Annotated in this window: 24 protein-coding genes; 16 read left to right on the top strand and 8 right to left on the bottom strand. The window is 51.3% G+C overall.

All coding sequences use genetic code 11. The annotated features are described in order from the left end of the window. Positions 1-153 precede the first annotated feature (153 nt). Positions 154-591 carry a hypothetical protein gene (locus HY774_03245; protein MBI4747472.1) on the bottom strand — a complete coding sequence of 146 codons (438 nt, stop codon included), beginning with the start codon at positions 589-591 and terminating at the stop codon, positions 154-156. A 172-nt stretch (positions 592-763) separates the two neighbouring features. Next, positions 764-1,243: a hypothetical protein gene (locus tag HY774_03240; GenBank protein ID MBI4747471.1), complete on the bottom strand. Its 480-nt coding sequence runs from the start codon at positions 1,241-1,243 to the stop codon at positions 764-766. A gap of 317 nt (positions 1,244-1,560) precedes the next feature. Here HY774_03240 and dacB point away from each other — a divergent pair, with 317 nt between their 5' ends. Both dacB and HY774_03230 read left to right on the top strand, forming a co-directional pair. Further along, positions 1,561-3,186 carry a D-alanyl-D-alanine carboxypeptidase/D-alanyl-D-alanine-endopeptidase gene (dacB, locus tag HY774_03235; GenBank protein MBI4747470.1) on the top strand — a complete coding sequence of 542 codons (1,626 nt, stop codon included), beginning with the start codon at positions 1,561-1,563 and terminating at the stop codon, positions 3,184-3,186. Between the two features lie 196 nt (positions 3,187-3,382). Then, a complete protein-coding gene (locus HY774_03230) occupies positions 3,383-3,973 on the top strand; it encodes a superoxide dismutase (GenBank protein MBI4747469.1) in 591 nt (196 codons plus the stop codon). A gap of 155 nt (positions 3,974-4,128) precedes the next feature. Here HY774_03230 and HY774_03225 read toward each other — a convergent pair whose 3' ends face one another. Further along, positions 4,129-5,757 (bottom strand): transglycosylase SLT domain-containing protein, encoded by a 1,629-nt coding sequence (locus HY774_03225; protein ID MBI4747468.1) that lies wholly within the window; start codon positions 5,755-5,757, stop codon positions 4,129-4,131. A 511-nt stretch (positions 5,758-6,268) separates the two neighbouring features. On the opposite strand from HY774_03225, the gene HY774_03220 reads away from it, so the two are divergent. From HY774_03220 to HY774_03200, 5 genes are all read left to right on the top strand, one after another. Further along, positions 6,269-8,341, top strand: a complete 2,073-nt coding sequence (locus tag HY774_03220; GenBank protein MBI4747467.1) for a thioredoxin domain-containing protein — start codon at positions 6,269-6,271, stop codon at positions 8,339-8,341. 105 nt (positions 8,342-8,446) lie between these two features. Beyond that, positions 8,447-8,692 (top strand): hypothetical protein, encoded by a 246-nt coding sequence (locus HY774_03215; protein ID MBI4747466.1) that lies wholly within the window; start codon positions 8,447-8,449, stop codon positions 8,690-8,692. Positions 8,693-8,713: 21 nt separating this feature from the next. Further along, a complete protein-coding gene (clpS, locus tag HY774_03210; GenBank protein ID MBI4747465.1) occupies positions 8,714-9,028 on the top strand; it encodes an ATP-dependent Clp protease adapter ClpS in 315 nt (104 codons plus the stop codon). Positions 9,029-9,037: 9 nt separating this feature from the next. Continuing rightward, positions 9,038-11,341, top strand: a complete 2,304-nt coding sequence (gene clpA, locus HY774_03205; GenBank protein MBI4747464.1) for an ATP-dependent Clp protease ATP-binding subunit ClpA — start codon at positions 9,038-9,040, stop codon at positions 11,339-11,341. A gap of 28 nt (positions 11,342-11,369) precedes the next feature. Beyond that, the gene (locus HY774_03200) at positions 11,370-11,564 is read left to right on the top strand and encodes a type II toxin-antitoxin system HicB family antitoxin (protein MBI4747463.1); all 195 of its coding nucleotides are present in this window, start codon (positions 11,370-11,372) and stop codon (positions 11,562-11,564) included. A 139-nt stretch (positions 11,565-11,703) separates the two neighbouring features. Here the strand turns inward: HY774_03200 and HY774_03195 are convergent, their stop codons facing one another. The 3 genes from HY774_03195 to HY774_03185 all read right to left on the bottom strand — a co-directional run bounded on the left by HY774_03195 (position 11,704) and on the right by HY774_03185 (position 13,401). Continuing rightward, positions 11,704-12,249: a hypothetical protein gene (locus tag HY774_03195; protein MBI4747462.1), complete on the bottom strand. Its 546-nt coding sequence runs from the start codon at positions 12,247-12,249 to the stop codon at positions 11,704-11,706. Between the two features lie 14 nt (positions 12,250-12,263). Next, a complete protein-coding gene (locus HY774_03190) occupies positions 12,264-12,803 on the bottom strand; it encodes a hypothetical protein (protein ID MBI4747461.1) in 540 nt (179 codons plus the stop codon). An 82-nt stretch (positions 12,804-12,885) separates the two neighbouring features. Further along, entirely contained in the window at positions 12,886-13,401 is a 516-nt protein-coding gene (locus tag HY774_03185) for a hypothetical protein (protein ID MBI4747460.1), read from the bottom strand. Positions 13,402-13,588: 187 nt separating this feature from the next. Here HY774_03185 and HY774_03180 point away from each other — a divergent pair, with 187 nt between their 5' ends. From HY774_03180 to HY774_03160, 5 genes are all read left to right on the top strand, one after another. After that, positions 13,589-14,164, top strand: a complete 576-nt coding sequence (locus HY774_03180) for a Uma2 family endonuclease (GenBank protein ID MBI4747459.1) — start codon at positions 13,589-13,591, stop codon at positions 14,162-14,164. A 149-nt stretch (positions 14,165-14,313) separates the two neighbouring features. Then, a complete protein-coding gene (locus HY774_03175; GenBank protein ID MBI4747458.1) occupies positions 14,314-14,838 on the top strand; it encodes an HAD family hydrolase in 525 nt (174 codons plus the stop codon). Between the two features lie 227 nt (positions 14,839-15,065). After that, positions 15,066-16,220: an adenosylhomocysteinase gene (locus HY774_03170; GenBank protein MBI4747457.1), complete on the top strand. Its 1,155-nt coding sequence runs from the start codon at positions 15,066-15,068 to the stop codon at positions 16,218-16,220. Between the two features lie 246 nt (positions 16,221-16,466). After that, the gene (locus HY774_03165) at positions 16,467-16,925 is read left to right on the top strand and encodes a hypothetical protein (protein ID MBI4747456.1); all 459 of its coding nucleotides are present in this window, start codon (positions 16,467-16,469) and stop codon (positions 16,923-16,925) included. A 62-nt stretch (positions 16,926-16,987) separates the two neighbouring features. Then, positions 16,988-18,319 (top strand): MFS transporter, encoded by a 1,332-nt coding sequence (locus tag HY774_03160; GenBank protein ID MBI4747455.1) that lies wholly within the window; start codon positions 16,988-16,990, stop codon positions 18,317-18,319. Positions 18,320-18,390: 71 nt separating this feature from the next. Here HY774_03160 and HY774_03155 read toward each other — a convergent pair whose 3' ends face one another. After that, positions 18,391-19,302: a hypothetical protein gene (locus HY774_03155; protein MBI4747454.1), complete on the bottom strand. Its 912-nt coding sequence runs from the start codon at positions 19,300-19,302 to the stop codon at positions 18,391-18,393. 455 nt (positions 19,303-19,757) lie between these two features. Here HY774_03155 and HY774_03150 point away from each other — a divergent pair, with 455 nt between their 5' ends. The 4 genes from HY774_03150 (at position 19,758) to HY774_03135 (ending at position 23,671) form a co-directional block, all read left to right on the top strand. Further along, positions 19,758-20,336, top strand: coding sequence for a sigma-70 family RNA polymerase sigma factor (locus tag HY774_03150; protein ID MBI4747453.1), 579 nt, complete (start codon positions 19,758-19,760; stop codon positions 20,334-20,336). Beyond that, positions 20,326-22,368 carry a serine/threonine-protein kinase gene (locus HY774_03145; GenBank protein MBI4747452.1) on the top strand — a complete coding sequence of 681 codons (2,043 nt, stop codon included), beginning with the start codon at positions 20,326-20,328 and terminating at the stop codon, positions 22,366-22,368. Before HY774_03150 ends, HY774_03145 begins: the two co-directional genes overlap by 11 nt. 201 nt (positions 22,369-22,569) lie before the next feature. After that, complete coding sequence (locus HY774_03140) at positions 22,570-23,028, top strand: hypothetical protein (GenBank protein ID MBI4747451.1); 459 nt, start codon at positions 22,570-22,572, stop codon at positions 23,026-23,028. A 136-nt stretch (positions 23,029-23,164) separates the two neighbouring features. After that, positions 23,165-23,671 carry a DUF29 family protein gene (locus HY774_03135; protein ID MBI4747450.1) on the top strand — a complete coding sequence of 169 codons (507 nt, stop codon included), beginning with the start codon at positions 23,165-23,167 and terminating at the stop codon, positions 23,669-23,671. Positions 23,672-23,950: 279 nt separating this feature from the next. Here the strand turns inward: HY774_03135 and HY774_03130 are convergent, their stop codons facing one another. Next, positions 23,951-24,829 (bottom strand): hypothetical protein, encoded by an 879-nt coding sequence (locus HY774_03130; protein ID MBI4747449.1) that lies wholly within the window; start codon positions 24,827-24,829, stop codon positions 23,951-23,953. Positions 24,830-24,943: the final 114 nt, after the last annotated feature.

Raw genomic sequence — 24,943 nt, 5'->3', positions numbered from 1 at the left:
TCTCAAACCCCAACACTCAACTACTGACTACTGACTACTGACTACTGACTACTGACTACTGACTACTGACTACTGACTACTGACTACTGACTACTGACTACTGACTACTGACTACTGACTACTGACTACTGACTACTGACTACTGACTACTGACTACTGACTGGTATGATTCACCCAATTCTTCACCTGGCCAAGGGCTCTTCCAATCACAGCGAAAAGCAAAAGAAATACACTTAATATCGCAAGCAAAAAACCAACCAGAATTACCAGAATTCCAAGCCCGATCAGGATGAGCGCGAGCTGTCCGATGAGAAGTGCCAGAATCATCCCGGCCCCGATGCCCATTGCACCGGCAACGATCATAAAGAAAACCCCAACCAGCAGTCGGGTTGCTATCATTTCAAGTCGGGTTAAGTCTTCCGTCGGAGAAAAAAATCCGGTCACTGCAGATTGGGTGGCCACCATTTGGGTGACCATCTCCGCACATCGTCCGCACTGACCTGTCGTTGGATCAAACAAATCCGACTGGTGACAAATTTCGCACCGGGTCGGAAGGGTTTGATGGCGGATGATGAGTTTTGGGGAAGACATATTTAGGGCTTGGGGCTTGGGGTTGAAAAATTCAGGGCTTAGGGCTGAAGAAGCCTGGCTTGTTCCTTGTCATACCAATTTGGAATGAAGTTCTTGTATTACGGCGAGGTTGAATGATTGGAAAAATTGTATTTCCCTCAGCCCTGAGCCCCATACCCTCAGCCCTGAGTTTTCACCGCGCCCCAAAATCTGCATCCTGGTAATTTCTGGCGACCCACTCAACAAATGATCTGATGCTGATGGCACAGGCGAGTAAAAAGCTGGCTGCCAGACAGAGCACGGAAATAATGCCGCTGAGAATTCCAAGCCCAAGCAGTACGAGGCCCAATCCACTGAAATGACCGTTGGTGTAGCCCGCCAAATAAACGCCACTGAGACAGCCGCCGATACACACCAGGAGCGTTACCAGCGAGCCCATAAACAGTTTGAGAATCCAGTGGGTGATCAGATGATCAGCCGTCCGGATGTGGGCAGCGGTTTGCTCGTCTATTTCCGATTCTGCCGGGCGGGTTTTTTCCAAATCGAGTTGCTGCACAACCAACGCACACCGCTGGCATTGACCTGTTTCCAGGTCAAGCAGGTCCGACTGGTGACAGACTTCGCACCGGGTCGGCAGGCTTTCTTTGCGGATAATCAGCTTTGGCTCTGGCATAACACAATTGGGGTTCGGGGTTCGGGTTTCGGGTTCCGGGTTCCGGGTTCCGGGTTTTCGAATTTATGTCCTTTTCGTCCTTTTCGTCCTTTTTGTTATTTTCCTGAACCCTGAACCCCGAACCCTGAACCCTGAACCCTGAACCCTGAACCCCGAACCCTGAACCCTGATCCCTGATTGATGGTGGTTTCTTCAAAAGTGACTTCCGTCATTGGGGCAACAGCAGTATGCTGTGATGGCTCAAATATTGTACACCTTCCATCCGATTTTCTTCCCAAAACCTGAATTTTCCACGGAGGAATTTGACCGTGAATGTTATGCGTCCTGCATTCGTCCGCCGATCCATGCTTGCGCTCGCGTGTCTTTTAGGCATAACCGTGGCGGTGTTGCCACACTCTGGCGAAGCCTTTGTCAGCCGTCCAGTTGCTCGACCATCAGCGAAAAAACCAGTCCGTCCGGCCCGGCAAACACCGCAAGCCGAGTCTCGACCAACTGATTCAAAGCTGCCTGCCTCGCTTCAGGAGCTGGCTGAACAAATCGCCAAACGACCAGCGCTGGCGTCAGGTCGGGTCGGAATCCAGGTTGTTTCGGTCAATACCGGCAAAGTGCTGGCTGATGTTGATAGCAGCAAGGTCTTTCAGCCAGCATCAAATATGAAGCTGTACACCACTGCCACCGCACTTGATAAACTTGGGCCGGACTTCCGAATTCGCACCTCGGTCTATGTTCCAAAGTTGAACCCGGATGGCACGGTTGAGGGTGATCTGGTGCTGTATGGACGTGGTGACCCAAATCTTTCTGACCGGTTTAATGAAAAGAAAAATGACCCGACGTTGACGCCGCTCGAAACGCTGGCTGATCAGGTGGCCGCCGCCGGAGTGAAACGAATCAAAGGCGATTTGATCGGAGATGAAAGCTATTTTCGGGCCGCGCCATTGGGAAATGGTTGGGAATGGAATGATTTGCAGTGGTACTACGGCACGCAGGTGAGTGCTCTGTCTGCGGCTGACAATCAAATCCGGCTGTCACTGGTGGCTGGTGCCCGCTCTGGCGAGGTGTGCCCGATCACCATTTCGCCTGCCACGCCGATTGTTTCCGTCAACAATCGAACTGTGACCGGCCAGGCTGAACGCAAAATAGGTATCCACCGGGGGCTGGCTGATAACGTGCACGATGTCTGGGGCGGATTGCCAGTGGGGGACAAAGGGGCGACCTACACACTGGCGATTCACGACCCGGCGTTATTTACAGCTTCGTTGTTTAAACAAATGCTGGGAAAGCGGGGAATTGTGGTTGAAGGCATCCTGCGTCGGGTTGATGCCAACTATCGCCAACAGCATCCGCTGGATTTGAGTCAAGTCCGTGAAGTGGCGTTCATCACCTCGCCGCCACTGGCTGAAATGATCAAAGTGGTGAATAAGTACAGCCAGAACCTGCATGCTGAATTATTGCTTCGTCAGCTTGGCCGTCAGTTTGGACCACAAGACAAAGATAGTGACGAAGCCGGGTGCGAAGTCATTCTCGACTTTTTAAAACGCATTGGGGTTGACACCACCGCGCTCCGGTTTCGAGATGGATCCGGCCTTTCTCGTCTGGACTATATCTCTCCCGAGGCCACGGTGAAGTTGCTGATTGCCATGCATCGCCACCCACAGGCTGCTGTTTTTCATGACTCACTGCCGATTGCCGGTGTGGATGGAACGCTCAACGGGCGAATGGGGAAAACCAAAGCCGAAAACAATCTGCGGGCAAAAACCGGGACGCTTGACGATGTCAGTTCACTTTCTGGCTATGTCACGGCCAACAACGGCGAGATCCTGGCTTTTAGCATCATTATGAACAACCTCACCACTGACCGGTCACAAGGGGCCGCCGCTGGCAATACACTCGGCGAAGCGTTGGCCAATTATGGCAGCCAGGCCGGCGCCGCCGCGCAGCCGTGAAAAATCAGGGCTGAGGGCTGAAGACGTCGGACTGAAAAATTGGTTTTCTTTCATCCTTCATCCTTCATCCCTCATCCCTTTCTGTGCCCCAAGCTCACGTTCTTCAGCAAAGACAGATAGCCAACCGTCGGGACTTGGTATAAAAGAGCGGCATCAAGAGACAACCTTTTCACACTTCATTCTGAGGAGAAAGTCAATGCCATTCGAATTGCCTGCATTACCCTTTGCGAAAGATGCATTAGCACCCCATATTTCAGCCCAAACCTTTGATTTTCACCATGGGAAGCACCACAAAGCCTATGTGGACAATGCCAACAAATTGATTGAAGGCACCGCACACGCTGAAAAGTCATTGGAAGAACTGATTGTTGCCGCCTGGACAGACAAGAACGCTGGCCTGTTCAACAATGCCGCCCAAATTTGGAATCACACCTTTTTCTGGAACAGCCTCAAGCCCGGCGGCGGCGGTGTCCCAACCGGCGAACTGGCTGACCGGATCAACTCGGCGTTTGGAAGCCTGGATGGATTCAAAGATGAATTCAAGAAAGCAGCCACCACCCAGTTTGGCAGCGGCTGGGCGTGGCTGGTGCTCGACAACGGCGACCTGAAAGTTACCAAGACGCCAAATGCCGAAACCCCGATTATCCATGGCCAGACCGCACTGGTGACCTGTGACGTTTGGGAACATGCCTACTATCTGGACTTCCAGAACCGCCGTCCGGATTTTGTCCAGGCGTTTTTGGATCACCTGATTAACTGGGATTTTGTGGCCGCCAATTTAGGTTAGGAAAGAAGCACTGTGTGGCTGCCTTCAGGTAAGTCTTTGAGTTGAACTCATTCCTGATTGATTTTCCAAAACGCAGCCGAAAACGAAAAAGGTGAAGCAGAATTTCTTCTGCTTCACCTTTTTTGTTTTCGGTGGGTGGGCACTGAAAAACTGGTTTACCGACGGCGGCGAGCTGGGGCTTTGGTGTTCTTTGAAGATTTTCCTTTTGAGGTGCTCCTGGCAATATGCTTGTTGCCGCCCTTGGCTGAACGAACTGAATATTTTGAGCCTTCATTCTTCTGCACCGGGACTTTGATGACCTGTCCGTTGCGCAATTCAGCTTTGGAACTCATTCGGTTATGCTGGGCCACTTCCTGAATGGAAACGCCATAGCGTGAGGCCACACCTGCCAGGGTTTCGCCACGGCGAACCTTGTGGCTGACCATCACGGTGCGATAGGAGGATTTGGCTGGGGCTGGGCGAACGCTGGCCAACTCAAGACCACCATCGCTGTCAGTATCTGGACCGTCAAACACCGGTGTACGGCGCATCCGCTGATCGGCTGGCAGGGCCGCATACGCTACTTCAAACTGTTGTTTGGTACCAGTGGGAACTTTGAGGGCGTGACGTCCTGGAGGTGTGACGCCCCGCTTGAGCTCTGGATTGAGAGTTTTGAGGGATTCTTCGGAAACGTTGAGCAGGTTGGCCGCTACGGTAAGGTCAATTTGATCGTCAATCGTGACGGCATCAAATTTCCAGGCGGGCTCGGGGTGGACCTTAAAACCGTAATTCTTCTGATCTTTGGCAACGGCAATCACGGCCAGAATGGCCGGTACATAATTGCGGGTTTCGTTCGGAAGCAGATTCCGGCTGTGGAGTTCCCAGAAATCGGCATAGCCGCACCGCGCAATGGCGCGTTCAACGTTGCCTTCGCCGCTGTTGTAAGCCGCCATCGCAAGCAGCCAGTCACCGGCAAAATATTTGTTCAAAAACTTGAGGTACTGAGCCGCCGCGCGGGTGGCTTTTTCTGGAGCGACCCGTTCGTCAATCCAGCCATTTTGTTGCAATCCGAAGCGCTGTCCCGTTCCTGGGATAAACTGCCAGATTCCTTTGGCTTTGGCCCAGGACTGAACGTGTGGCTGCCAGACTGATTCGACCTGAGCCAGCCAAATCAAATCCGTCGGAACGCCTTCTTCGGCAAAGATCCGTTCCGCCATCGCACGATACCGGCCAGAGCGGGCCAGCCCGTGCTCCATCGTGCTTCGGCCACGGCCATTGGTGTAGAAGCTGATGAATTTGTAGACTTCAGAGGTCACCGTAAATTTGAAGCCAAATTTGTTGGTGTCAATTTCTTGGGTTTTGTCTTCGGTGTTTTCCTTGTTGATGTCAATTGCCGCCAGTTCGTCCAACGGAGACGGTGTGGCTGGTTCCTGGGTATCATCGTCTGACTGCAACGCTCCGACTTCGAGCAGGTGAACTTTGTTGATGAGTTCGAAATAGTAGGTCTGCACATCCGCATGGTTGCGGACATCAGCCGGTGCGCTCAGCAACATGTCAACGGCCTGATCAAACAAGGCCCGGGCTTCTTCGGTTTTGCCTTCGCGAAACAAAGCTTCGCCTTGTTTAAATCGTTGTTTGGCTTTGTCAATGAGTGATTGGGCGGAGGCAGAAGAGGAAGTGGTAAGGGAAGGTGCGGAACTCGTTGGGGTCGAATTCGGTTGTGTTTGGGCTTTCGCCGGCCCCGACAGGCAGGTTGCCAGCGAAACAGCGGAGAAGGTGAGGAAAATACGAGTTTTTAAAGACATCGCAGCCTTGTCTCCTTATGTAGAGCAAAAAGATATGGGTGCAGCCTGGTTGAAACTGCTCAGGGATTTCCCGATCTGATATGAAAAAGTAAGAGGCGAGAGTGGATAAGGGAAATTTACCGGACTAAGTGTGCGAAAGCGTTATAGCATCGCTTGGAAAGACAGGTCAACCCTTCCACTCTTATTTTTATTTAAAATTTGAAAGCTTTTACCGTGTGGTTCAGCCATTGTGCCGGTTGGCTACTCTGTAGACAGGTAGGTGGGGTTCCAGGCTCCGGGGTTTCAAAGGACGAAAAGGACGAAAAGAACAAAAAGAACAAAGTTTTCGAAAACCCTGAACCCTGAACCCTGAACCCTGAACCCTGAACCCTGAACCCTGATACCGGACAGATCACTGGACTTTGGCATTTTGCCGGAATATTGTCGCCGCGAATGGTTTCGACCCTGTACCCAAGAAACCCCGCGCTGTTCGGCGCAAATGAGTATGTTCCACTAAAAGGAAATGAGTTGCATGAGCGATGTCAACGCACCGAAATTTACCAATCGGCTGATCAACGAGACCAGTCCTTATTTATTACAACACGCCCATAATCCGGTGGACTGGTATCCCTGGGGCGCCGAGGCCCTGGCCCGCGCAAAGGCTGAAAATAAGCCGATTTTACTCAGCATTGGCTATTCAGCCTGCCACTGGTGCCACGTGATGGAGCACGAGTCGTTCGAAAATGAGGCGATTGCGAAATTGATGAATGAGCACTTCATCAATATTAAAGTGGACCGTGAAGAGCGGCCCGATCTCGATACAATTTATATGAATGCCGTTCAGATGCTCACCGGGCGTGGTGGTTGGCCGATGACGGTATTTTTGACGCCGGATCAGAAGCCGTTTTTTGGTGGCACCTATTATCCACCCCAGGACCGTCATGGTATGCCTGGGTTTCCACGGGTGCTGCTGTCGGTCTCGGAAGCCTATCGAACCCGACTGGACGACATCCTTGGTCAGGCGCAGGAAATTCTGGCCGAACTCGACAAAATGCAGGATCTCAAGCCATCAGCCGCTCCGCTTGAAAAGTCCATTTTGAGTGCCGCCGCCACGCAGTTAAAGAAGCGGTTTGACTGGACCCATGGCGGATTTGGACAGGCGCCGAAATTTCCGAATTCAATGGCCATGTCCTTTCTGCTGCGCTACTGGCACGATACTGCCGACCCACAGTCGCTTGAGATGATCGAACAATCGCTGCTGAAAATGGCGCAGGGTGGGATTTATGACCAGCTTGGCGGCGGGTTTCATCGCTATTCAACCGATGCCCGGTGGCTGGTGCCGCACTTTGAAAAGATGCTCTATGACAATGCCTTGCTCAGCCAGTTGTACCTCGAAGTTCATCTGGCCACGGGCGAAGACATCTATCGTCAGATTGTTGAAGAAACGCTCGATTATGTGGTCCGCGAAATGACGTCGCCGGAAGGTGGTTTTTATTCGACCCAGGACGCCGACAGCGAAGGCGAGGAAGGGAAATTCTTTGTCTGGACGCCGGCTGAAATTGAAGCCTTGCTTGGAAAGGAAGACGCCGAGTTGTTTTGCCGGTTCTATGATGTGACCGAGGAAGGGAACTTTGAACATTCAGGGGCGAGCATTCTCAATATCCGCGAACCACTGTCCGTCGTGGCCAAATTGAAACGGGTGACCGAAGATGAATATCTCGCCGCCCTCGAACGTGGACGCCAGCGGTTGTTTGAAGCTCGCGAACAGCGCATCAAACCGGGCCGCGATGAAAAACAGTTGACCGCCTGGAATGGATTGATGATGGTCAGTTTTGCCTGGGCCGGTGCTGCTCTGGGTCGAGCCGATTACCTGCAGGTTGCCATCAAAAATGCCGAATTTGTACTGAGCAAGCTCTATCGTGACGGGCGGCTGCTGCGCACATATAAAGAAGGCGAAAGCAAACTCAACGGGTACCTGGAAGATTATTCATATCTGATCGAAGGTCTGCTGGCGCTCTATGAAGCCACGTTTGACCGACGGTGGCTTGAATCGGCGCGGACCCTGACCGAAACCATGCTGGAGCAGTTTTCTGATTCAGAAGTGGGTGGTTTTTATTTCACCGGCTCAGATCACGAAACGCTCATTACCCGCACCAAAGAGTACTTTGACAATGCCACGCCGGCGGGAAGTTCAGTGGCCGCTTCAGCGTTGCTGCGACTGGCAATCCTCACCGGCGAAGACCGCTATCGCGCCAAAGCCCAGGAAGTGCTGGCTTCAGTTCGTGACATGATGGTGAAAATGCCGTCGGGATTTGGGTATGTCCTGAGTGCGCTTGATTTTTACCTGTCAAAACCCAAAGAAGTAGTGGTGGTGGGTGACCTGACAGATGAACGAACCCAAAAATTGCTGGCCAAAATCCGCTCAACCTATCTGCCAAATGCCGTCGTGGTTTACAAAGCGCCGGACGATTCCGAGACTGAAAAAGTGATTCCGCTCTTGCAAGGGCGAACCCTGGTTGATGGGCAACCAGCCGTCTATGTCTGTGAACAGATGACCTGTCAGTTACCAGTCACCACGGTTGAAGCCCTGGCACGCCAACTTTGAGCATTGAGGAATAGAGAATGATGACCGAAGGATGTAGAATGCAGAACTGCTCTTCATTCACTACTAACTATTGATGCCAGTTAAGAGTTGAAAAAATGAGCGGATTTGAACCCGCGAAGCGGGTGGCAGGCCCGTAGCCCAGGGTGCAACCCTGGGAAAACGTTGCCTCTTCACCCCGCCCGGCCAGCCGCCGTAGACGGCGGCTGGCCGGGCGGCGCCAATCTGGAACTGACCCGCATCCGGTGGTGGCGCGTCCAAAGCGACGCTGACCACCGGCTCACCTGGCTCCATCCCAACGGGGATGAGGACCAACCACCACTTCAACCCTTAACTGGCATTACTAACTACTGACCACTGACTACTGACTGATTTATGTCTTCCCCTGATTTTGACCACGATGATGCAGTATTAACCCGAAGCGAAGAAAAGGTTGAAAAGCCTCCGCTGTACCGGGTGTTGCTGCATAATGACGATTTCACCACCATGGATTTCGTGGTGTTTATTTTGGAGTCCGTTTTTCAGAAATCGCCTCCTGATGCCTTCCGGATCATGATGCAGGTTCATCTGGAAGGTATGGGCGTGGCGGGTGTGTACACCTACGAAATTGCTGAAATGAAAGTAGACAAGGTGACGCGGCTGGCGCGTGAAAACGAATATCCCCTGCTTTGTACAATGGAAGAGGAGTAAATCCAAGTTATGTTCACCCGTGAATTGCAGGCTACACTCAGTCTTGCCGTCAATGAAGCCGTGCGCCGGCGGCATGAGTATTTGACGCTGGAACACGTCCTGTTTGCTCTGTTGCACGACCCGACGGCGATCAAGGTGATTCGCAATTGTGGTGGCGATGTGGAAAAGCTCAAGCAGGACATTGACGAATTTCTGGCAACTCAACTGGAGCAACTGGCGGTTGAATCAGACCATATGCCCGAACAAACCGCTGCTTTTCAGCGGGTTCTGGAATATGCCCTGCGTCAGGCCCAGGGGTCAGGTCAGAACAAAGTTGACGGCGGCAATATTCTGGCCGCGCTGTTTCAGGAGCGACATTCGCACGCGGTGTATCTGCTCAAAAAGCAAGGGATTGCCCGACTGGACGTGCTCAACTACATTTCACACGGTATTTCCAAAGTAAAGGATTCAAGCGAACCCGTTTCTGGAAAACCGTCTGACCCGATGGCCGAGATTGACGATGAAGATCGTCCGATTACCGACCCGCTCGAAGCCTTCACCACCAATCTGATTGATCGGGCGGCGCAAGGAAAAATTGATCCGCTGATTGGCCGCAAGACCGAGCTGGATCGAACGATTCAGGTTTTGTGCCGCCGCCGAAAGAACAACCCGGTGTATGTGGGTGACCCTGGTGTTGGCAAAACCGCGATTGCCGAAGGTCTGGCACTCAAGATTTATCGCGGTGAAGTCCCCGAGGCGCTCCGGTCCGCCGAAATGTATATGCTTGACCTCGGCGCGATGCTGGCGGGCACCAAATATCGTGGTGAATTTGAACAGCGATTCAAAGCTGTGATCAACGCGCTCAAGAAAAAGCCGGGCGCGATCATGGTGATTGACGAAATCCACACCATCGTCGGCGCCGGGGCGGTGAGCGGCGGCACGATGGATGCCTCCAATATGCTGAAACCCGTGCTGGCAACCGGCGAATTACGCTGCATTGGTTCGACGACCTATCCGGAATACAAGGCGTCATTTGAACGGGATCGGGCGCTGGGCCGACGGTTTCAGAAAATTGATGTGGTTGAACCGACAATTGATGAAACGATCCAGATTCTCCAGGGCTTACAGACCTATTATGAAGCCCATCACGGCATTACCTATACCGCCGGTGCGATTGAAGCTGCCGCCAAACTGGCCGCCAAGTACATCAACGACCGCTGCCTGCCTGACAAAGCCATTGACGTGATTGACGAAGCCGGGGCCTCGCTCAAACTGCTCGATGAAGCCACCCGCCCAACTGAAATCGGTATCTTTGAAATTGAGGCTGTGATTGCCCGGATGGCGCGCATTCCTCCCAAGACAGTTTCAGTTTCTGACAAAGACCGCCTCAAGCAGCTTGAAACAGAACTCAGATCAGTAATTTACGGCCAGGATGCCGCCATCAGCCGGCTGGTCAAAACGATTATGTTGTCACGCGCCGGGTTAGGGCATCCGGATAAGCCGATTGGTTCATTTCTCTTTTCTGGTCCGACTGGCGTTGGAAAAACCGAACTCGCCAAACAGCTTGCCAGTGCGCTTGGCGTGGCATTCCTGCGTTTTGATATGAGCGAATATTCGGAAAAACACACCGTTTCGCGGTTGATCGGAGCGCCTCCGGGATATGTCGGGTTTGATCAGGGAGGATTACTGACCGATCAGGTCAACAAACATCCCTATTCGGTGATTGTGCTCGACGAAATCGAAAAAGCGCACCCGGATTTGTTCAATATTTTGCTTCAGGTGATGGACCACGCGACCTTGACTGACAACAACGGCAAAAAAGCTGATTTCCGGAATGTCATTCTGATTATGACGACCAATGCCGGAGCGCGGGATATGACCTCTGAATCCATCGGCTTCCGCGAAACAGCTTCGATTCGTGACAAGAGCAAGGACGCGATTGAGAAGATGTTTAGCCCGGAATTCCGCAACCGGCTGGATGCGTGGGTGGTGTTTGGACAGTTGAGTTTTGAAGTGATCGAACAGGTGGTTGACAAGTTTGTTCGCGAATTGAGTACCCAGCTCAAGGAAAAGAACGTCACCATCGAACTCACCGAACCAGCCCGCGCGTGGCTGGCAACCAAAGGCTATGACAAGTTTTTCGGGGCGCGTCCGATGGGCCGGTTGATTCAATCGAAACTCAAAGAACCGCTGGCGGAAAAAATCCTCTTTGGCGAACTCGAACAGGGAGGCCGTGCCGTGGTGACGGTGGCAGATGACGAAATCGTGATCGAAGCTTATCCGCTCGAACCGGCCTCAACCGTGAGCGTCGAAAAAGAACCAGTCACGACGTAGAAAATTCAAGATAAAGAGAGAGCGCGCAATGTTTTACAAGATCCCGTTAGTCCTCTCACCACAACCTGAAGGTGGTTTTACCGTGACATCGCCGGCGGTTCCAGAGTTGGTCACTGAAGGCGATACCGTTGATGAAGCTCTGGCCAATGTGTCCGACGCACTGGAAGCTGTGATCGAAGCCTATCAGGAACTGGGGCGAACACATTTCCTGGCTGGATTTTGAAAAAGCTTAAATGGATTCTCAAAGCACAAAAATACAAAGGACCGTCAGAACATTTTCTTCTGACGGTTCTTTCTGTTTGGGTTGAGTAATGAGAGAAATCAAGCTTTATATCTTATATCAGCTCTTCTTTGGAGTTTGATCAACTAGGAGGAAAGCCACAATAGTATTGAATCGTAAATGGTTGTGTCCAAATTACATGTCCAGAGGATGGAGATGGCCAGATGCGGTCAATAAGTTCATCGGTTGGTAATTCTGGACGTTCCCAAAAGATTTGAATTCCGACTCGTTGATGTGCTGAATGCCAGTTCGTCGGTATTATGAATGTCACACTTGAGTTTGGCTTTACTTCAACCGGTTGGGCCGAATCAGGAAGAAAACACCGGCTAAATAAGTAATCCCACTGATTATTAGCCCACTCTTGCATTGCGAAATATGGGTGACCATTCTTTTCAAAAATCCAAATAGAATAAGGGCTTTGGTTACACAAGGACGCACGCACTTCTGGATAAGGAAAAGGCTGTTCACCAACTGAGCTTTCAACTTTGAGTCTGATTGGTGGGTCAACTATTCGGTAAGATTGGGCAGTTTCTGAACCCTGGAGACCTTCAAAAATTGCCTCACTCCCCACCCCACTCCCAAAAGCCAGTGCAAAGGCCAGCATCCGCAAAAGAATTGATTTCAGCATAGAGGTGTCTCCAGTCAGTTTTTACTGGAAGGGCGATTAACAGGACGTTCAAGTATAACTTGATGTTGGATTCTAAATGGCCGTGTCCAGATGACAAATCCTGGGTAATCAGAGAAATCAGGTGGCTCTTTAAGCCCTTCAATAGGAAGTTTTGGACGCTCCCAGAAGATTTGAATTCCAATTCGTTGACGTAAAGGGCGCCAATCTGGCTCCATGTCAAATGCAAGACTTGAATTTGGTGTAATTTCAATTGGTTGGCCTGAATTGGGGTAGATGCAACAGAGCCAGTTATCAATCCATTGATTGTTAATCCATTCTTGTCTTCCAAAAAATGGTCTGCCGGCATCACCAACAACCCAAATTGAATGGCGGCTTTGATTGTAGAGTGAATAACGAATGAGTGGGAGCGGATATGAAGAAGCTCCCATTACGCTTTCAACTTTGAGCGTAATTGGCGGTTCAATGTTCTGATGGTCTTGGATAGATAGTGGTTCCCACCATCTTCCAAAAATAGCTCTGCTTCCGATACCCACCCCAAAAGCCAGAACAAACATCAGTATTCGAAGGAAGATTGACTTGAGCATAATTTGACCCATCTTTTGATTGTTTTGGAGAGGTTGATCAACCGAAGATAAGCTAAGGTTGGTACTGAATTTTGAATGGTTCTGACCAAATCACCCAGCATTGCCCATATGGAATGTGCCTATGGAAGAAATCACTGTTGACCTCAGGTGGAATACTCCAAAAGATTTCTATTCCAATTCGTTGAGGGCACTGATCCCACGCTGCAAATACTGCCAAACGGGCTGTTGAATTTGGCTTTAATTCAAATGATTGATTTAGATGAGGGAACACGCAGGCAATATCAATCCACTGATTGTTTTCCTTCTTTTGCATACAATAATGAGGGGAATAGTAAGATCCGCGGCACCAAATAGTACCTGGACTATTGTTGGATAATGTGTACTTGAGGTATGGCCGGGCTTTATCAGTACCGACTTCTTCAAATGTGAGCTTTATTGGTGCTTTGACCATTTGATGGGATTGAGTCGGTTTTGAAACCCACATATTGCCAGGCAGGACGTTGTGTCCCGTCCCCACCACAAAAGCCAGTGCAAACGCCAGCATCCGCAAAAGAATTGATTTCAGCATAGAAGTATCTCCAGGTCTGGGTTTTCAGGTGATACCAGTCAGTAGTCAGTAGTCAGTGGTTTACTAAGCTTATTTGATGGAATTATTTGACTATTTTCTAATACGGGCTTTTCATTCTAAAATGGTATCAGACACCAGTTATCCGCAAATGTTCCCATTACTAGAATTGATCAAAGAGGAGTGGCTTATGTCAGCCAATCGTGGGCGGTACTACACAGTGGAAGAGTATTTCGCGGTGGAACAAGTCGGAAATGCCCGGTATGAATACTGGGACGGTGACATCGTCTGTATGAGCGGCGGAAGCGAGGCCCACGGACGCATCTGCGGAAATGTCTATTTTGCAGTGCGGTTGCAAACCGGTGGAGGCCCCTGCCAGGCGTTTACCAGCGATGTTCCGGTCAAGACACCAACCTTACCTCCATACCGTTACCCTGATACCAGCATTGCCTGTGGAACAGCCGTTTTCGAAAATATCAATGGGATTGATGTGCTGGTAAATCCGGTGTTGATGGTTGAAGTGCTGTCTCCGCAAACAGAAAAGGTTGACCGAGGAGCGAAATTTGAAGCCTACAAAGCCATTGACACCTTTCGCGAATACCTTCTGATTGCCCAACATGAACCGCACCTGACACACTTTGTGAAGCAGGAAACTGGTGAATGGCGGCGTTTTGACACGGCAGACCTGACGGCTACGGTGGAATTTGAAGCGGTTGGTTGCACGCTGGCCGTCGCTGATGTCTACGCCACTGTTGTTTTTCCATAGTCGCAGGCTGTACACGACCTGTCTTAATTTACCCACTGCTTCTGCGGCGAAAACCTGAATCGAGTGACACAGTGATCGGGTGATTTCTTCAGCCCTCACCCTTTCCAAAAACCCTGAACCCTGAACCCTGAACCCTGAACCCTAACTGTATGGTTTCCCTCTCGCCCAACAACCTGCTGGTCATTTTCGATCTGGACGAAACCCTGGTCTTCACCCGAATGGTCCGTCTGTACTCGATTTATAATGACCCAGGAGATTTTCGGATTGACCTGGGAGATGTGGCTTTTGATGTATTCGTCCGCCCAGGCGCACGGAAATTGATCCAATATTGTCAGGAACGATTTCAGGTCGGAGTCTGGTCGAGTGCGAAAGAAGATTATGTTCAGGCTTTGACCGCACGCCTCTTTGACCTGGAGAAAGTTGCCTTTATCCGTCACCGTGACCATTGTGTTATGGTGGTTGAAGATGACACCTTTGGCAGCGGGCCAGTCAAAGACCTTCGAAGTCTCGGCCATCCAATGGATCAACTGGTCATTGTGGACGACGACCCGGCAACCGCCCGCTGCAATTTAGCCAATTTGATCCGGGTGACTGGGTTTCGTGAAAACCTACAGGGAAGCGATCTGTTTCAGGTACTCGAAGAACTGAAAAGACGAGCGAATACCAGTCAGTAGTCAGCAGTAGTTCGCTAAGCTCATTTGACTGAATTACCTGACTGTTTCCCAAGACGAGGTATTCATTTCAAAATGGTATAACCCATGAATTATGATGCCATCCCTGGATTTCACACTGGTCGAGACCGTGGGCTTCGCACCACGGCTATTGCACGACGACCCTTCGGGCCTAAAAACCAAACCCTGAACCCCGAACCCCGAACCCCGAACCCCAAACCCCAAACCCTATGACTCATTTCTCAACTTTCTCCGGTCAGGAATTCGAACGCGACCTGGCCTGGGCGCGTCGGCATATGACGCTGACCCAGGCGCAGGCCGCGCAATTGCCGGACTTGTCTTCAATCCGGCTCGCGGTTTCAGCCCATCTCGATTTAAAAACCATTCTGGCCATTGAAGCCGTGCTGAATCGCAACGGAGCGGTTTTCCTGACAACCTGCAACTCGACCACCGTGCGCGATCATGTTGTGGAATACCTGAAGTCGCGTGGCGCCAGGACGTATGCCTGGAATGGTATGAGTTCGCTGGATCAGGCCGAAGCCATTGAACAGGTGCTGGCCTGGAATCCAACCCACATTTGTGAAATGGGGGCCGATTTAAGCGGCGCCATCATCGAACGCGGGCTCCACACCCAGGTTAAAGCCGGTCTTGAAGCCACCGGTTCCGGGATTTCGCGTCTGGCAAAGCTCCAGGCCGGAGGGAAGCCGCTCACCTTTCCAATTTTCAACTGGGATGATTTGCCGATCAAAGAAGGGCTCCACAACCGTCATCTGGTCGGAATCACGACCTGGCACACTTTTACCGAGCGAACCCGGCTCAGTTTGCACCTCAAGCGAGTGCTGGTCGTCGGGTATGGGCTGGTTGGTCAAGGGGTTGCGGCAACGGCGCGGGCGCTTGGAGGAATGGTCAGTATTGCCGACCGCGACCCGGCACGATGTCTTGAAGCGGGCTACGCTGGATTTGAAATTGGAACGCTCGAAGACCTCGCCCCACGGGCCGACATTATCGTGACGGCGACGGGTGTCCGCAACGTGCTGAATGCAAACCACTTTGCCTGCTTAAAAAATGGCTGCTTCCTGCTCAACGTCGGACACACCGCCGATGAAATTGAGGTCACGGCGTTAAAGCCACGCACGGAGGTCATCCCATTTGTTGACGAAGTCCCGATTGGTGACCGAATCATTTATCTGTTCGCGGGTGGTTCGATGGCGAATTTGACTGCTGGACAGGGTGATTCGCTCAATGCGTTTGACTTGACGCTGGCCACGATGGTGGCGGGCATCCGATTTATCTGTACTGAAGACGCCCAAAAATTTGCTCCTGGCGTGCATGCGCTCCCGCGTCCGGTGTGGGAAGACGTTGCGCGTGAAGCCATTTCGGGCTGAAGAAAACGGGCTGAGGGTTGCGTTCTTTGGGCCCAAACCGGTTCTGAGTCCACGAAGTGGGCGACATATTTTAAAGCCTCGGGCGAAACGAGCGTCAGCGAGTGGAGTCCGTGGCTGTCATTGATTTTACATTTTACGGATCCCGCTACGCGCTACGCTCCACTCTTTCCACTTTCCACGGATTCCGCTACGCTCCACCCGAGGCTTTAATTATGTCGCCCAGTTCCTGGGCTTTTTTGACTGACTATGAAAACACTTGCTGATGAATCAGTAAAACAGGAACTCATTCGCCGTGTGCAGTCGCTCAGGCACGATAGCCAGCGGCGATGGGGACGGATGACCCCGCATCAGATGCTCTGTCACTTGAATGACTCGTTCAAACTGGCACTGGGGGAAGTTCGACTCAAGGTGATTGGAAATATCTTTCACCGCACGTTCATCAAGGGGCTGGCGCTGTACACGCCGATTCCCTGGCCGCATGGTGTTCCGACCATGCCGGAAATGGACCAGGAGAAACAGGGAACACCTCCGGTTGAATTCACCCGCGATATGGCCGAACTCGTGGCCATCATTGAACGCATCCACCGACCCAATCGCGATTTTGCCTGGGGACGTCACCCGATATTTAATGAAATGAGCGATTGGGAGTGGCTGCGGTGGGGATACCTTCACGTAGACCATCACTTGCGGCAGTTCAGCCTGTAAATTTGAAAGGGCTGAAGGCGGAAACACTTTCCAACAATCTTGAGTCCTGAACCTGAGAAGATATGAGTTCACCTTCTTCCCTCTGGCTTTTTTTGAACCGGGTCATTGGCGCACTGGCAATTGATGTTACGCCATTGAAAGTCTCTCGCGAGTATCGGCTGCTTTACACCGGGCAATTTATTTCAACGTTTGGAACCGCCATCAGTTACGTGGTGCTTCCATTACAAGTGTATCAATTGACTGATTCGTCATTTGCCGTGGGAATGCTCGGCGTGGCCGAATTTGTCCCGATGCTCAGCCTGGCACTGGTTGGTGGCGCACTGGCTGATGCGCTGAACCGCCAGAAAGTACTGATTTTAACTGAAATCGGGCTGGCAGCAGGGTGTGGGGTGCTGGTCTATAACGCCTTACTTCCCCAACCGCGCCTGTGGGTGCTGTATGTGGCCGCCGCTTTTTTTGCCAGTCTGAGCGCGCTCCATCGGCCAGCTCACGAAGCGCTGACGCCTCGCGTCGTCTCACCCGAGCATCTGCCCGCTGTTTCCGTCCTCAACACGTTGAAATACAACTTCGGCCATATTGCGGGCCCGGCACTGGCCGGAATCATTGCCGCCAGCTTTGGACCCGCTGTCGCTTTTGCCATTGACGGAGCGACGTACCTGGTTTCACTGACCACGGTGATTCTGATGCGACCCGTTCCGGCCCCGGCTGATGCTGACCGTCCGAGTGTGGGCTCAATTATTGAAGGCATCAAATATGCCCGCAGCCGGCAGGAATTACTCGGCACCTATCTGATTGACATCAACGCGATGTTTTTCGGCATGCCCTTCGCCTTGTTTCCCGCGATTGCGCAGCAGTTTGGAAATGCTTCGGTGGGATTGTTTTACGCCGCACCATCGGTTGGAGCACTTATCGCGGCCTTAACTTCGGGCTGGGCGGAACGTGTTCATCGCCACGGGCTGGCGGTCACGATTGCGGCTTCGGTTTGGGGGCTGGCCATCATCGGGTTTGGGCTTTCCAACAGTCTCTGGCTGGCGCTTGTCTTCCTGGCACTTGCCGGGGCCGCCGACAATGTGAGCGGAATCTTCCGGATGACTATTTGGAATCAGACCATTCCAGATTATCTGCGCGGACGAATGGCGGGCATTGAAATGGTGAGTTATTTGAGTGGCCCATATCTGGGCAATGCTGAGGCAGGTCTCGTCGCAAGTCTCTTTAGTCTGCGAACTTCTGTGGTTTCCGGTGGAGTTCTTTGCGTGGCTGGATCCGTGGCTCTGGCCGTGCTGTTACCGAGATTTATCAAATATGATGGACGCACGGGCGTGGCACGCAAGATTGAAGAAGAAACCGCCCGAATCAATGCCATGACCGCCAGATTGCAGGCACAGGAAGAATGAAAAACCCTCGGGCTGAAGACTCCGGGGTTGAGATTTGTTTTGCTCACCCGTTTTCTTCAGCCCGAGGGTTCTTAACAAAAGGCCAGCGAAATGCTCTCTACCCGCTGCCGGGCTGCCGGGCTTATCTGTCCCAGTGTCCCGAGAAACTTCGGATGGGTCATTCCAGTGCCAAGATAGGTCCAGCGGTTTGCCTGATATTGAACTTCCATAAACTGGCGTTGTTCGGCTTCAGTCAAGGTTCGCCCCGTCGCCGCCATCAGTGCCTGCATATCGAATTCGGTTTGTTGCTTGAGCCCACCATCGAGAAATAATCCGATTTCCAGGAATTCTTCGACTGCGTTGGCAATTTCTTCAGCCGTGCAGCCTGCCGCAATGGTTTCCACCATGAGCGTGTCAAGTTTGGCGTGCTGGGCTTCTTCCATCCAGTGATGTTTGAGCAGGCTCTTGAATTGTGCATCCAGTTCCTGGTTATCGCGAATGCTTTCCAGAAAATGCCGCTGGGACATCCATTCGATTTGCAAAATCGCCAGCGCCACAGCCAGTGGATGATGCGCCAGAATTTCTTTGGCAATTGCTTTTGGAGGCCCAATCACGGCACAGGCGGTTCCAAACCCGGCTTCAAACTCCTGGCGAAACCGATTGAAAAGATGGATGTGTTTGGCTTCTTCACTGGCAAACTGGAGAAATGCCCGAACCTTGTAATCATCGCCTCCCAGATAAGGCCGGGCGTGATCAAGCACAAACGGCAGGATGAATTCTTCAACCAGCCCAAAAATGCACAGATAGGTATTTCCTCGAATCTGGTTGAGCACCAGCTTTTCTTCATTCGACAAAAAGGACAATTCTGAAATCCGAGCGAGTGATTCGGGCATAAATGGTCGTGTAAAATCGAGTTGCTTGTCCCCGCCAATGATGTCCTCAACGCGCCAGTGAATTGATTCTGAAGCAGATAAAGTTTCTTGATATGAATAAGAAGCTTGCATACAGTAAAGGTGTCCTCCGCAAAAAATAATGAGTTTTTCAATAGTTCGGAATTGACTGATCCTTGGTTGGCCAGTTTCAATTTCCTTCACTCTTCACTTGCGAAGTTTGGAACCAAAAGCGGCAATCGCCAGAAAAAAATTTCCGGGTTCCGGGTTTTCGGAAGGGATGAGGGATGAGGGATGAGGGATGAAAAAATCACCTTGTCACCTTGTCACCTTGTCATCCCGTTAGGGTTCCGGGTTTTCGGAAGGGATGAGGGATGAGGGATGAGGGATGAAAAAAATCACCTTGTCACCTTGTCACCTTGTCACCTTGTCATCCCGTTAGGGTTCCGGGTTTTCGAATTCATGCCCGTTTCGTCTCTTTGGTCCTTTTGGTCTTTGCCTCAAAAACCTGGCTATGCTAGGTTTTCTTGCTCTTCGCCACCTCAACCTTACTTCACGAGGCAGGCCCAATGTCCCACCCCAAAGAAATCACCCAATTGTTGATTGCCTGGCGAAGCGGCGACCAGGCTGCACTGGAGCGACTCATTCCACTCGTCTATGACGAACTGTATCGCGTTGCCCGGCGGTATATGAACCGCGAACAGGCTGACCATACGCTGCAAGCCACCGCACTGGTCAACGAAGTCTATCTCCGCCTGGTTGACGCCCAGCATGTCGAATGGCAAAACCGGATACAGTTTTTTGGGATTTCAGCCCGGTTGATGCGGCAAATCCTGGTTGACTTCGCCCGCCAGCGACAACAGCAAAAACGTGGCGGCGAGATTCAGCAAGTTTCGCTCGACGAAGCACTGACCGTTTCCAATCAACCAAACAGTGATCTGGTCGCACTTGATGATGCCCTCAATGAACTGGCGAAATTAAACCAGCGCCAGTGTCAGGTGGTCGAAATGCGATTTTTTGGCGGCCTCAGTGAAGAAGAAATTGCCGAAGTGCTGCAGATTTCACCACGCACGGTCAGAAATGACTGGAGCTTTGCCAAAGTGTGGCTGCTGCGCCAGCTCAACCGACGGGAAAACCATGACGCCTGAACAACATCAGCAAGTCGGAGAACTGTTCCTGGCGGTGAAGGATTTGCCTCCCGCTGAACGAGCAGTCTTGCTGGACCAAAGATGTAACGGTGATGACGCACTCCGCCGCGAAGTCGAGTCACTGCTCCAGTTTCAAACCCAGGCGGAAGACTTCATCGAAACTAGAGCCCTTGACGTTGTCGCCCGCCAGATTGCCGCTGATCATTCGGTGCTTCAATCTGGAATGCAGGTCGCACATTACCGCATTGTTTCTCCGCTGGGCTCGGGTGGAATGGGCGAAGTTTTTCTGGCCGAAGATACCCAGTTAAACCGCCAGGTCGCACTCAAAATTTTGCCTCCGGGCTATACCCACGACCCCGAGCGGCTCAAACGCTTTCAAACCGAAGCCCGTGCGGCGGCGGCCCTCAACCACCCAAATATTGCGACTGTCCACGCGGTTGAAGAACACAACGGCCAGTATTTCATTGCCATGGAATATGTTGCCGGACAATCACTCAGTCAGGTCATTCCTGCGGATGGCCTTGAGCTGGATCGCTTTTTCGAACTCGCCATTCCACTGGCCGATGCCCTGGCCCATGCCCACGAAAAAGGCGTCATTCACCGCGACATCAAACCCGGTAACATTGTGGTAACGGAAGCCGGCCAGCCGAAAATTCTCGATTTCGGGCTGGCGCGAATCAGCTATCAGGGGACGACCGTGCCCAACGAGCCATCACTCACCCCTGAAGGGTTTGTGATGGGCACCCCCGGCTATATGTCACCCGAACAGGCCAAAGGCGAACGCGCCGACCATCGGAGCGATATTTTCAGCTTTGGTGTCGTGATGTATGAGCTGCTGACGGGTCGCCATCCATTTCGCGGCGGGAGTTTTGCCACCTTTGTCAGCGAACTCCTCAAAGAAGATCCGCCTCCGGTTTCAAATCTCAAGCCTCACATTCCATCGCTGTTGAGTCGCGTGGTTTCACAGTGTTTGAACAAGGACCATCGGCGCCGCTACCAGACGATGCCCGAAGTTCAAACCTTGCTCGAAGGAATCAAAGCTGAATGTAATGAGAAGGCAGTGACAAAAACCTGGGGTTCTCCGTCAACCCAACCAGCAACCAGCTCTCGATTGGTGCTGGTTGGGCTTGGGCTGGCATTGATGGTTATGACCGGGGTGGCGCTGTGGGGGCTCTTTCGCCCTGTACCTGAAAGGCTGAACCCTGTCACTCGATTTGCCTTAACTCCACGGGCGGGGCAACCGGGCATTTATTCCGAAGTACAGCTTTCACCAGACGGCTCGGCGATTGTGTTTGACGACACCCGAAATGGGCAGAGTCAGGTTTTTGTACGGTATTTCAATCAATTTAACGCTCAACCAGTAACCGGGACTGAAGGTGGGAAACGTCCATTCTTTTCCCCTGATGGCCAGTGGATTGCTTTTCTGCAAGGCGAAGAGAAATTGCTCAAAGTCCCCGTCGCCGGTGGTACACCACTCACGCTGTGTGACACCTGCCCGGCGGCGTTTGAAATGAACTGGCCGACGGAAAGTCACATCTTCGTTTCTGACACGCTTGGGTTGTATCGAGTTTCAGCCCAGGGCGGCACCCCCGAACGCCTGACCACGATCAATCAGTCAAAAGGCGAGAAAAACCATCGGGCGCCGCAGTTGTTGCCCGATCAGGAACACGTGCTCTTCACGGTTGATGCCAAAGACGGAAAACAATGTGCGGTGTTGTCGCTGGAAACCAGACAGTGGCAACTGGTTGCGGACTTACCTGATGCTGGATTTGCCCGGTATCTTCCGAGCGGACATCTGATTTTTCATCGCTCGCACCAGCTTCTGGCCGTGCCGTTTGATCCAGTTCAATTGAAAATCACCGGCACCCCGGTCGTGGTGATGGATGGGGTTTTTCCAAATTCTGATTTTAAAATTGCGGCGAATGGCACGCTGGCCTACCTGCCAGATGAATCCGGTGCCATGCCCAGCCAGATTCACGTTGTTTTGAACTGGACAACTGAATTAAATGCCCAACTCAACCGAAAGCAATAACCTTTTTTGGAATGCGCCGACTCAATGGATTTTCAGAAAAAAGTTTAGAGTATCGTCTTCAGACGAGAGGTTTTTTCTTCCGTCCCACTCGTCAAACCTCACGACTGAAGGTGGTACGCTGAACAGAGGCTAGTTTACCAAACAGAGTGAAAAACGTGTAAAAGCAACCATCCAACGTGGTTGTATCAATGGAGGAAAAACATGAAGACCGCAAGTTGGGTATTACTCACATTGGCCAGTGTATTAACTTTGGTGTTCAGCCTTGTCTCAGTGGCAAGAGCCTATGGGACGTCCACCGACAGCCTTGGCGGGGTGAGCGTGAGCAAACTGTCGGAAGGACGACCGGACGTGGAAACGGCAATTCGATCCCGGCGGGCGACGGCGGCGGCATATAGCGCCGGCTTCGCGACACTATTCTTGCTGATTACCCTTGTCCCCTATCGTCGCGGAGAAGTGTGGGCCTGGTGGACGCTGCTGGTTGGAATGCTGGTTGTTTCGGGATTGATCCTGCTCAGGGTTCCGCTACTCAACACTGATTTGGCCGGATCAACTGGAGGCGGAATGGTAAGGGCGTCCCTGATTCAACTGCTCCTGGTTGCCGTAGGTTTGGCACTCGGCGCCGGACGGTTGCGGCAGGGGAATCCAGGCAACTCGGCATGAACAACGGCAAAGTGGGTCTCCAATTTGGAGTGCGCCGACAAGTCGGCGCTTTCGTTTGCCTGATTTGATGCTGGTTGGCGGATGGTCTGATTCGTGCGACAATTCAAAACATCTTGTTTCCAAGGAGTTTCGGCGCATGGAAGAACTGGCAATATTGAAAAAACACATTCTTGAGGGCCGGTACACGGATGCGCTTGCCGTCGTGGAAGATCTGGAGGGAATGAGTCGAAAAGCGATCTTGATGACAATTAAGTCGTTTTTGACCCGTCTGGTATCGCACCTCATCAAAAACGATGCTGAACAGCGCCTCACCAATTCCTGGTCAGCCTCAATCCGAAACTCAATTGTGCAAATTCAGGAGTGGAATGTGATGGGGAACCACACCGGGCACTATGTTCATGCCGATGACTGGAGAGAACTTCTGGAAAAGGTTTGGGATACAGCCTTAGATGAAGCCGCCCTTGAGGTCAACGGTGGTAGACACAGCCCGCTTCAACTCGCGGAAATGATTGATCAGGAAGCGATTTTTCAACGTGCCCAACACCTGCTTTCACTGACTTTTACCGAATCAACCCGCGACCTGCCGCGCCGGTTACGTGAAGAAATGAAAAGCCTCCCTGGCGGCGGCGAGACGGGAAGATAATTGAGAGCACAGATGCCAAAGGAAAACCTCTGGGCTCTGTGCTCAATAAAGAGGTTCAGTCTCGATCAATAAATCGGGTAACCAGGTAAGCGAAATATAAAAGATGGCTCAAGCGTCGAACCATCTTCCAAGCTTTCGACTTGAATGAGATTTTCATGGATTTTCTCCTTTCAAAAAGTGTGACCGTTCTTAAAAGTCAAAAAAGAAAATACCACGTATAAACCCACTAAACAAATACATATCAATGGTTTAGATAAAAAATCAGATACAAATTACATTCTATTTTGTGTCTGTTTTGAAAATAGAATGCTTGGCCTTGTTGATTACCTCTTTCCAATCAATTTCATTTCTCTGAAGCATTGTTGGAAAAGACCCTGGCTTAATGTTTAGTTTGTGGGCAATGAGTGCTTTGGTAGGGCGAGTCGATGGGCGTTCCTTTAGAAAAGAAACCACTGCCTTCAATACTTTTTTCTCCAAATGCCTTTTGTCTTTAGGTTTTCGCCCTTTCTTGGTCTCAAGACGCTCTTTTTGGCCTTTCCTTGTAATAGCTTTTCCACTAGCTACGATTGATTGAACTTCTTTCCAAGATTCTTTTGTTTCTGAAGAGGCAAATGTCAGGGCTTCTAAAAAAGTCTGAATCCCTCCAGCTTTGATCAAATTGATAAGCTGTTCGTAGGCATAGTTGTGAACGAGTGATTGCCATTCTTGACTTGTTCCGTCAGGCATTGAACAGGTTACAACCAAATTATGGTCTACAATGAGCCCAAGAAACGGCGGGGGATCTTCCTTTGAGTTTTGAACATACTGAATGAGAAGTTCTTTAAAATAGATTAACCCGTCTTCTTTATTTGCTTCTTGGGGAATAACAACGGTAAGTGCATATCGAATGAGCGCCCTATACCAGGCATGCCGAACAATCCACGGATCCTTTGGTAATCGATCAACCAAATCCTGAGAAACCTTTGCTTGCAGAGTTTCCTCTACCTGTGATTCAAACTCGAATGAATTAGCCTTTAAATAAGCCGTCTTGAGATTGACGTTAGGTTCCTCGATCAACAATTTTTTAGAAACTTCGACCGCCGTTTTTAAATGGTAGCTGAGAATTTCAGCACACCTTGGATAAGTTGATATGTAAAGGGCTCCCCATTGTCTAGACAAAAAAACCAGGTTTTGAAGTTAATCCCTGAGGACGCGATGTGAAAGTGAATCGGTCAACTCGCCTGAGTTGAATTTCTCTTTAGAAGACAAAAAAAGCGCTGCCGGTGGCTGATA

The organism is Acidobacteriota bacterium (assembly GCA_016208495.1).
Taxonomy (GTDB): Bacteria; Acidobacteriota; Blastocatellia; order Chloracidobacteriales; family Chloracidobacteriaceae; genus JACQXX01.
Note: the sequence above shows the minus strand (reverse complement) of the source record. Positions and strands in the feature narration are given on the sequence as shown.

What these genes read in the sequence shown, in the direction of transcription:
- HY774_03245 (MBI4747472.1), bottom strand. Translation starts at nt 591, where the DNA reads ATGTCTTCCCCAAAACTCATCATCCGCCATCAAACCCTTCCGACCCGG.
- HY774_03240 (MBI4747471.1), bottom strand. Translation starts at nt 1,243, where the DNA reads ATGCCAGAGCCAAAGCTGATTATCCGCAAAGAAAGCCTGCCGACCCGG.
- dacB (MBI4747470.1), top strand. Translation starts at nt 1,561, where the DNA reads ATGCGTCCTGCATTCGTCCGCCGATCCATGCTTGCGCTCGCGTGTCTT.
- HY774_03230 (MBI4747469.1), top strand. Translation starts at nt 3,383, where the DNA reads ATGCCATTCGAATTGCCTGCATTACCCTTTGCGAAAGATGCATTAGCA.
- HY774_03225 (MBI4747468.1), bottom strand. Translation starts at nt 5,757, where the DNA reads ATGTCTTTAAAAACTCGTATTTTCCTCACCTTCTCCGCTGTTTCGCTG.
- HY774_03220 (MBI4747467.1), top strand. Translation starts at nt 6,269, where the DNA reads ATGAGCGATGTCAACGCACCGAAATTTACCAATCGGCTGATCAACGAG.
- clpS (MBI4747465.1), top strand. Translation starts at nt 8,714, where the DNA reads ATGTCTTCCCCTGATTTTGACCACGATGATGCAGTATTAACCCGAAGC.
- clpA (MBI4747464.1), top strand. Translation starts at nt 9,038, where the DNA reads ATGTTCACCCGTGAATTGCAGGCTACACTCAGTCTTGCCGTCAATGAA.
- HY774_03200 (MBI4747463.1), top strand. Translation starts at nt 11,370, where the DNA reads ATGTTTTACAAGATCCCGTTAGTCCTCTCACCACAACCTGAAGGTGGT.
- HY774_03195 (MBI4747462.1), bottom strand. Translation starts at nt 12,249, where the DNA reads ATGCTGAAATCAATTCTTTTGCGGATGCTGGCCTTTGCACTGGCTTTT.
- HY774_03190 (MBI4747461.1), bottom strand. Translation starts at nt 12,803, where the DNA reads ATGTTTGTTCTGGCTTTTGGGGTGGGTATCGGAAGCAGAGCTATTTTT.
- HY774_03185 (MBI4747460.1), bottom strand. Translation starts at nt 13,401, where the DNA reads ATGCTGAAATCAATTCTTTTGCGGATGCTGGCGTTTGCACTGGCTTTT.
- HY774_03180 (MBI4747459.1), top strand. Translation starts at nt 13,589, where the DNA reads ATGTCAGCCAATCGTGGGCGGTACTACACAGTGGAAGAGTATTTCGCG.
- HY774_03175 (MBI4747458.1), top strand. Translation starts at nt 14,314, where the DNA reads ATGGTTTCCCTCTCGCCCAACAACCTGCTGGTCATTTTCGATCTGGAC.
- HY774_03170 (MBI4747457.1), top strand. Translation starts at nt 15,066, where the DNA reads ATGACTCATTTCTCAACTTTCTCCGGTCAGGAATTCGAACGCGACCTG.
- HY774_03165 (MBI4747456.1), top strand. Translation starts at nt 16,467, where the DNA reads ATGAAAACACTTGCTGATGAATCAGTAAAACAGGAACTCATTCGCCGT.
- HY774_03160 (MBI4747455.1), top strand. Translation starts at nt 16,988, where the DNA reads ATGAGTTCACCTTCTTCCCTCTGGCTTTTTTTGAACCGGGTCATTGGC.
- HY774_03155 (MBI4747454.1), bottom strand. Translation starts at nt 19,302, where the DNA reads ATGCAAGCTTCTTATTCATATCAAGAAACTTTATCTGCTTCAGAATCA.
- HY774_03150 (MBI4747453.1), top strand. Translation starts at nt 19,758, where the DNA reads ATGTCCCACCCCAAAGAAATCACCCAATTGTTGATTGCCTGGCGAAGC.
- HY774_03145 (MBI4747452.1), top strand. Translation starts at nt 20,326, where the DNA reads ATGACGCCTGAACAACATCAGCAAGTCGGAGAACTGTTCCTGGCGGTG.
- HY774_03140 (MBI4747451.1), top strand. Translation starts at nt 22,570, where the DNA reads ATGAAGACCGCAAGTTGGGTATTACTCACATTGGCCAGTGTATTAACT.
- HY774_03135 (MBI4747450.1), top strand. Translation starts at nt 23,165, where the DNA reads ATGGAAGAACTGGCAATATTGAAAAAACACATTCTTGAGGGCCGGTAC.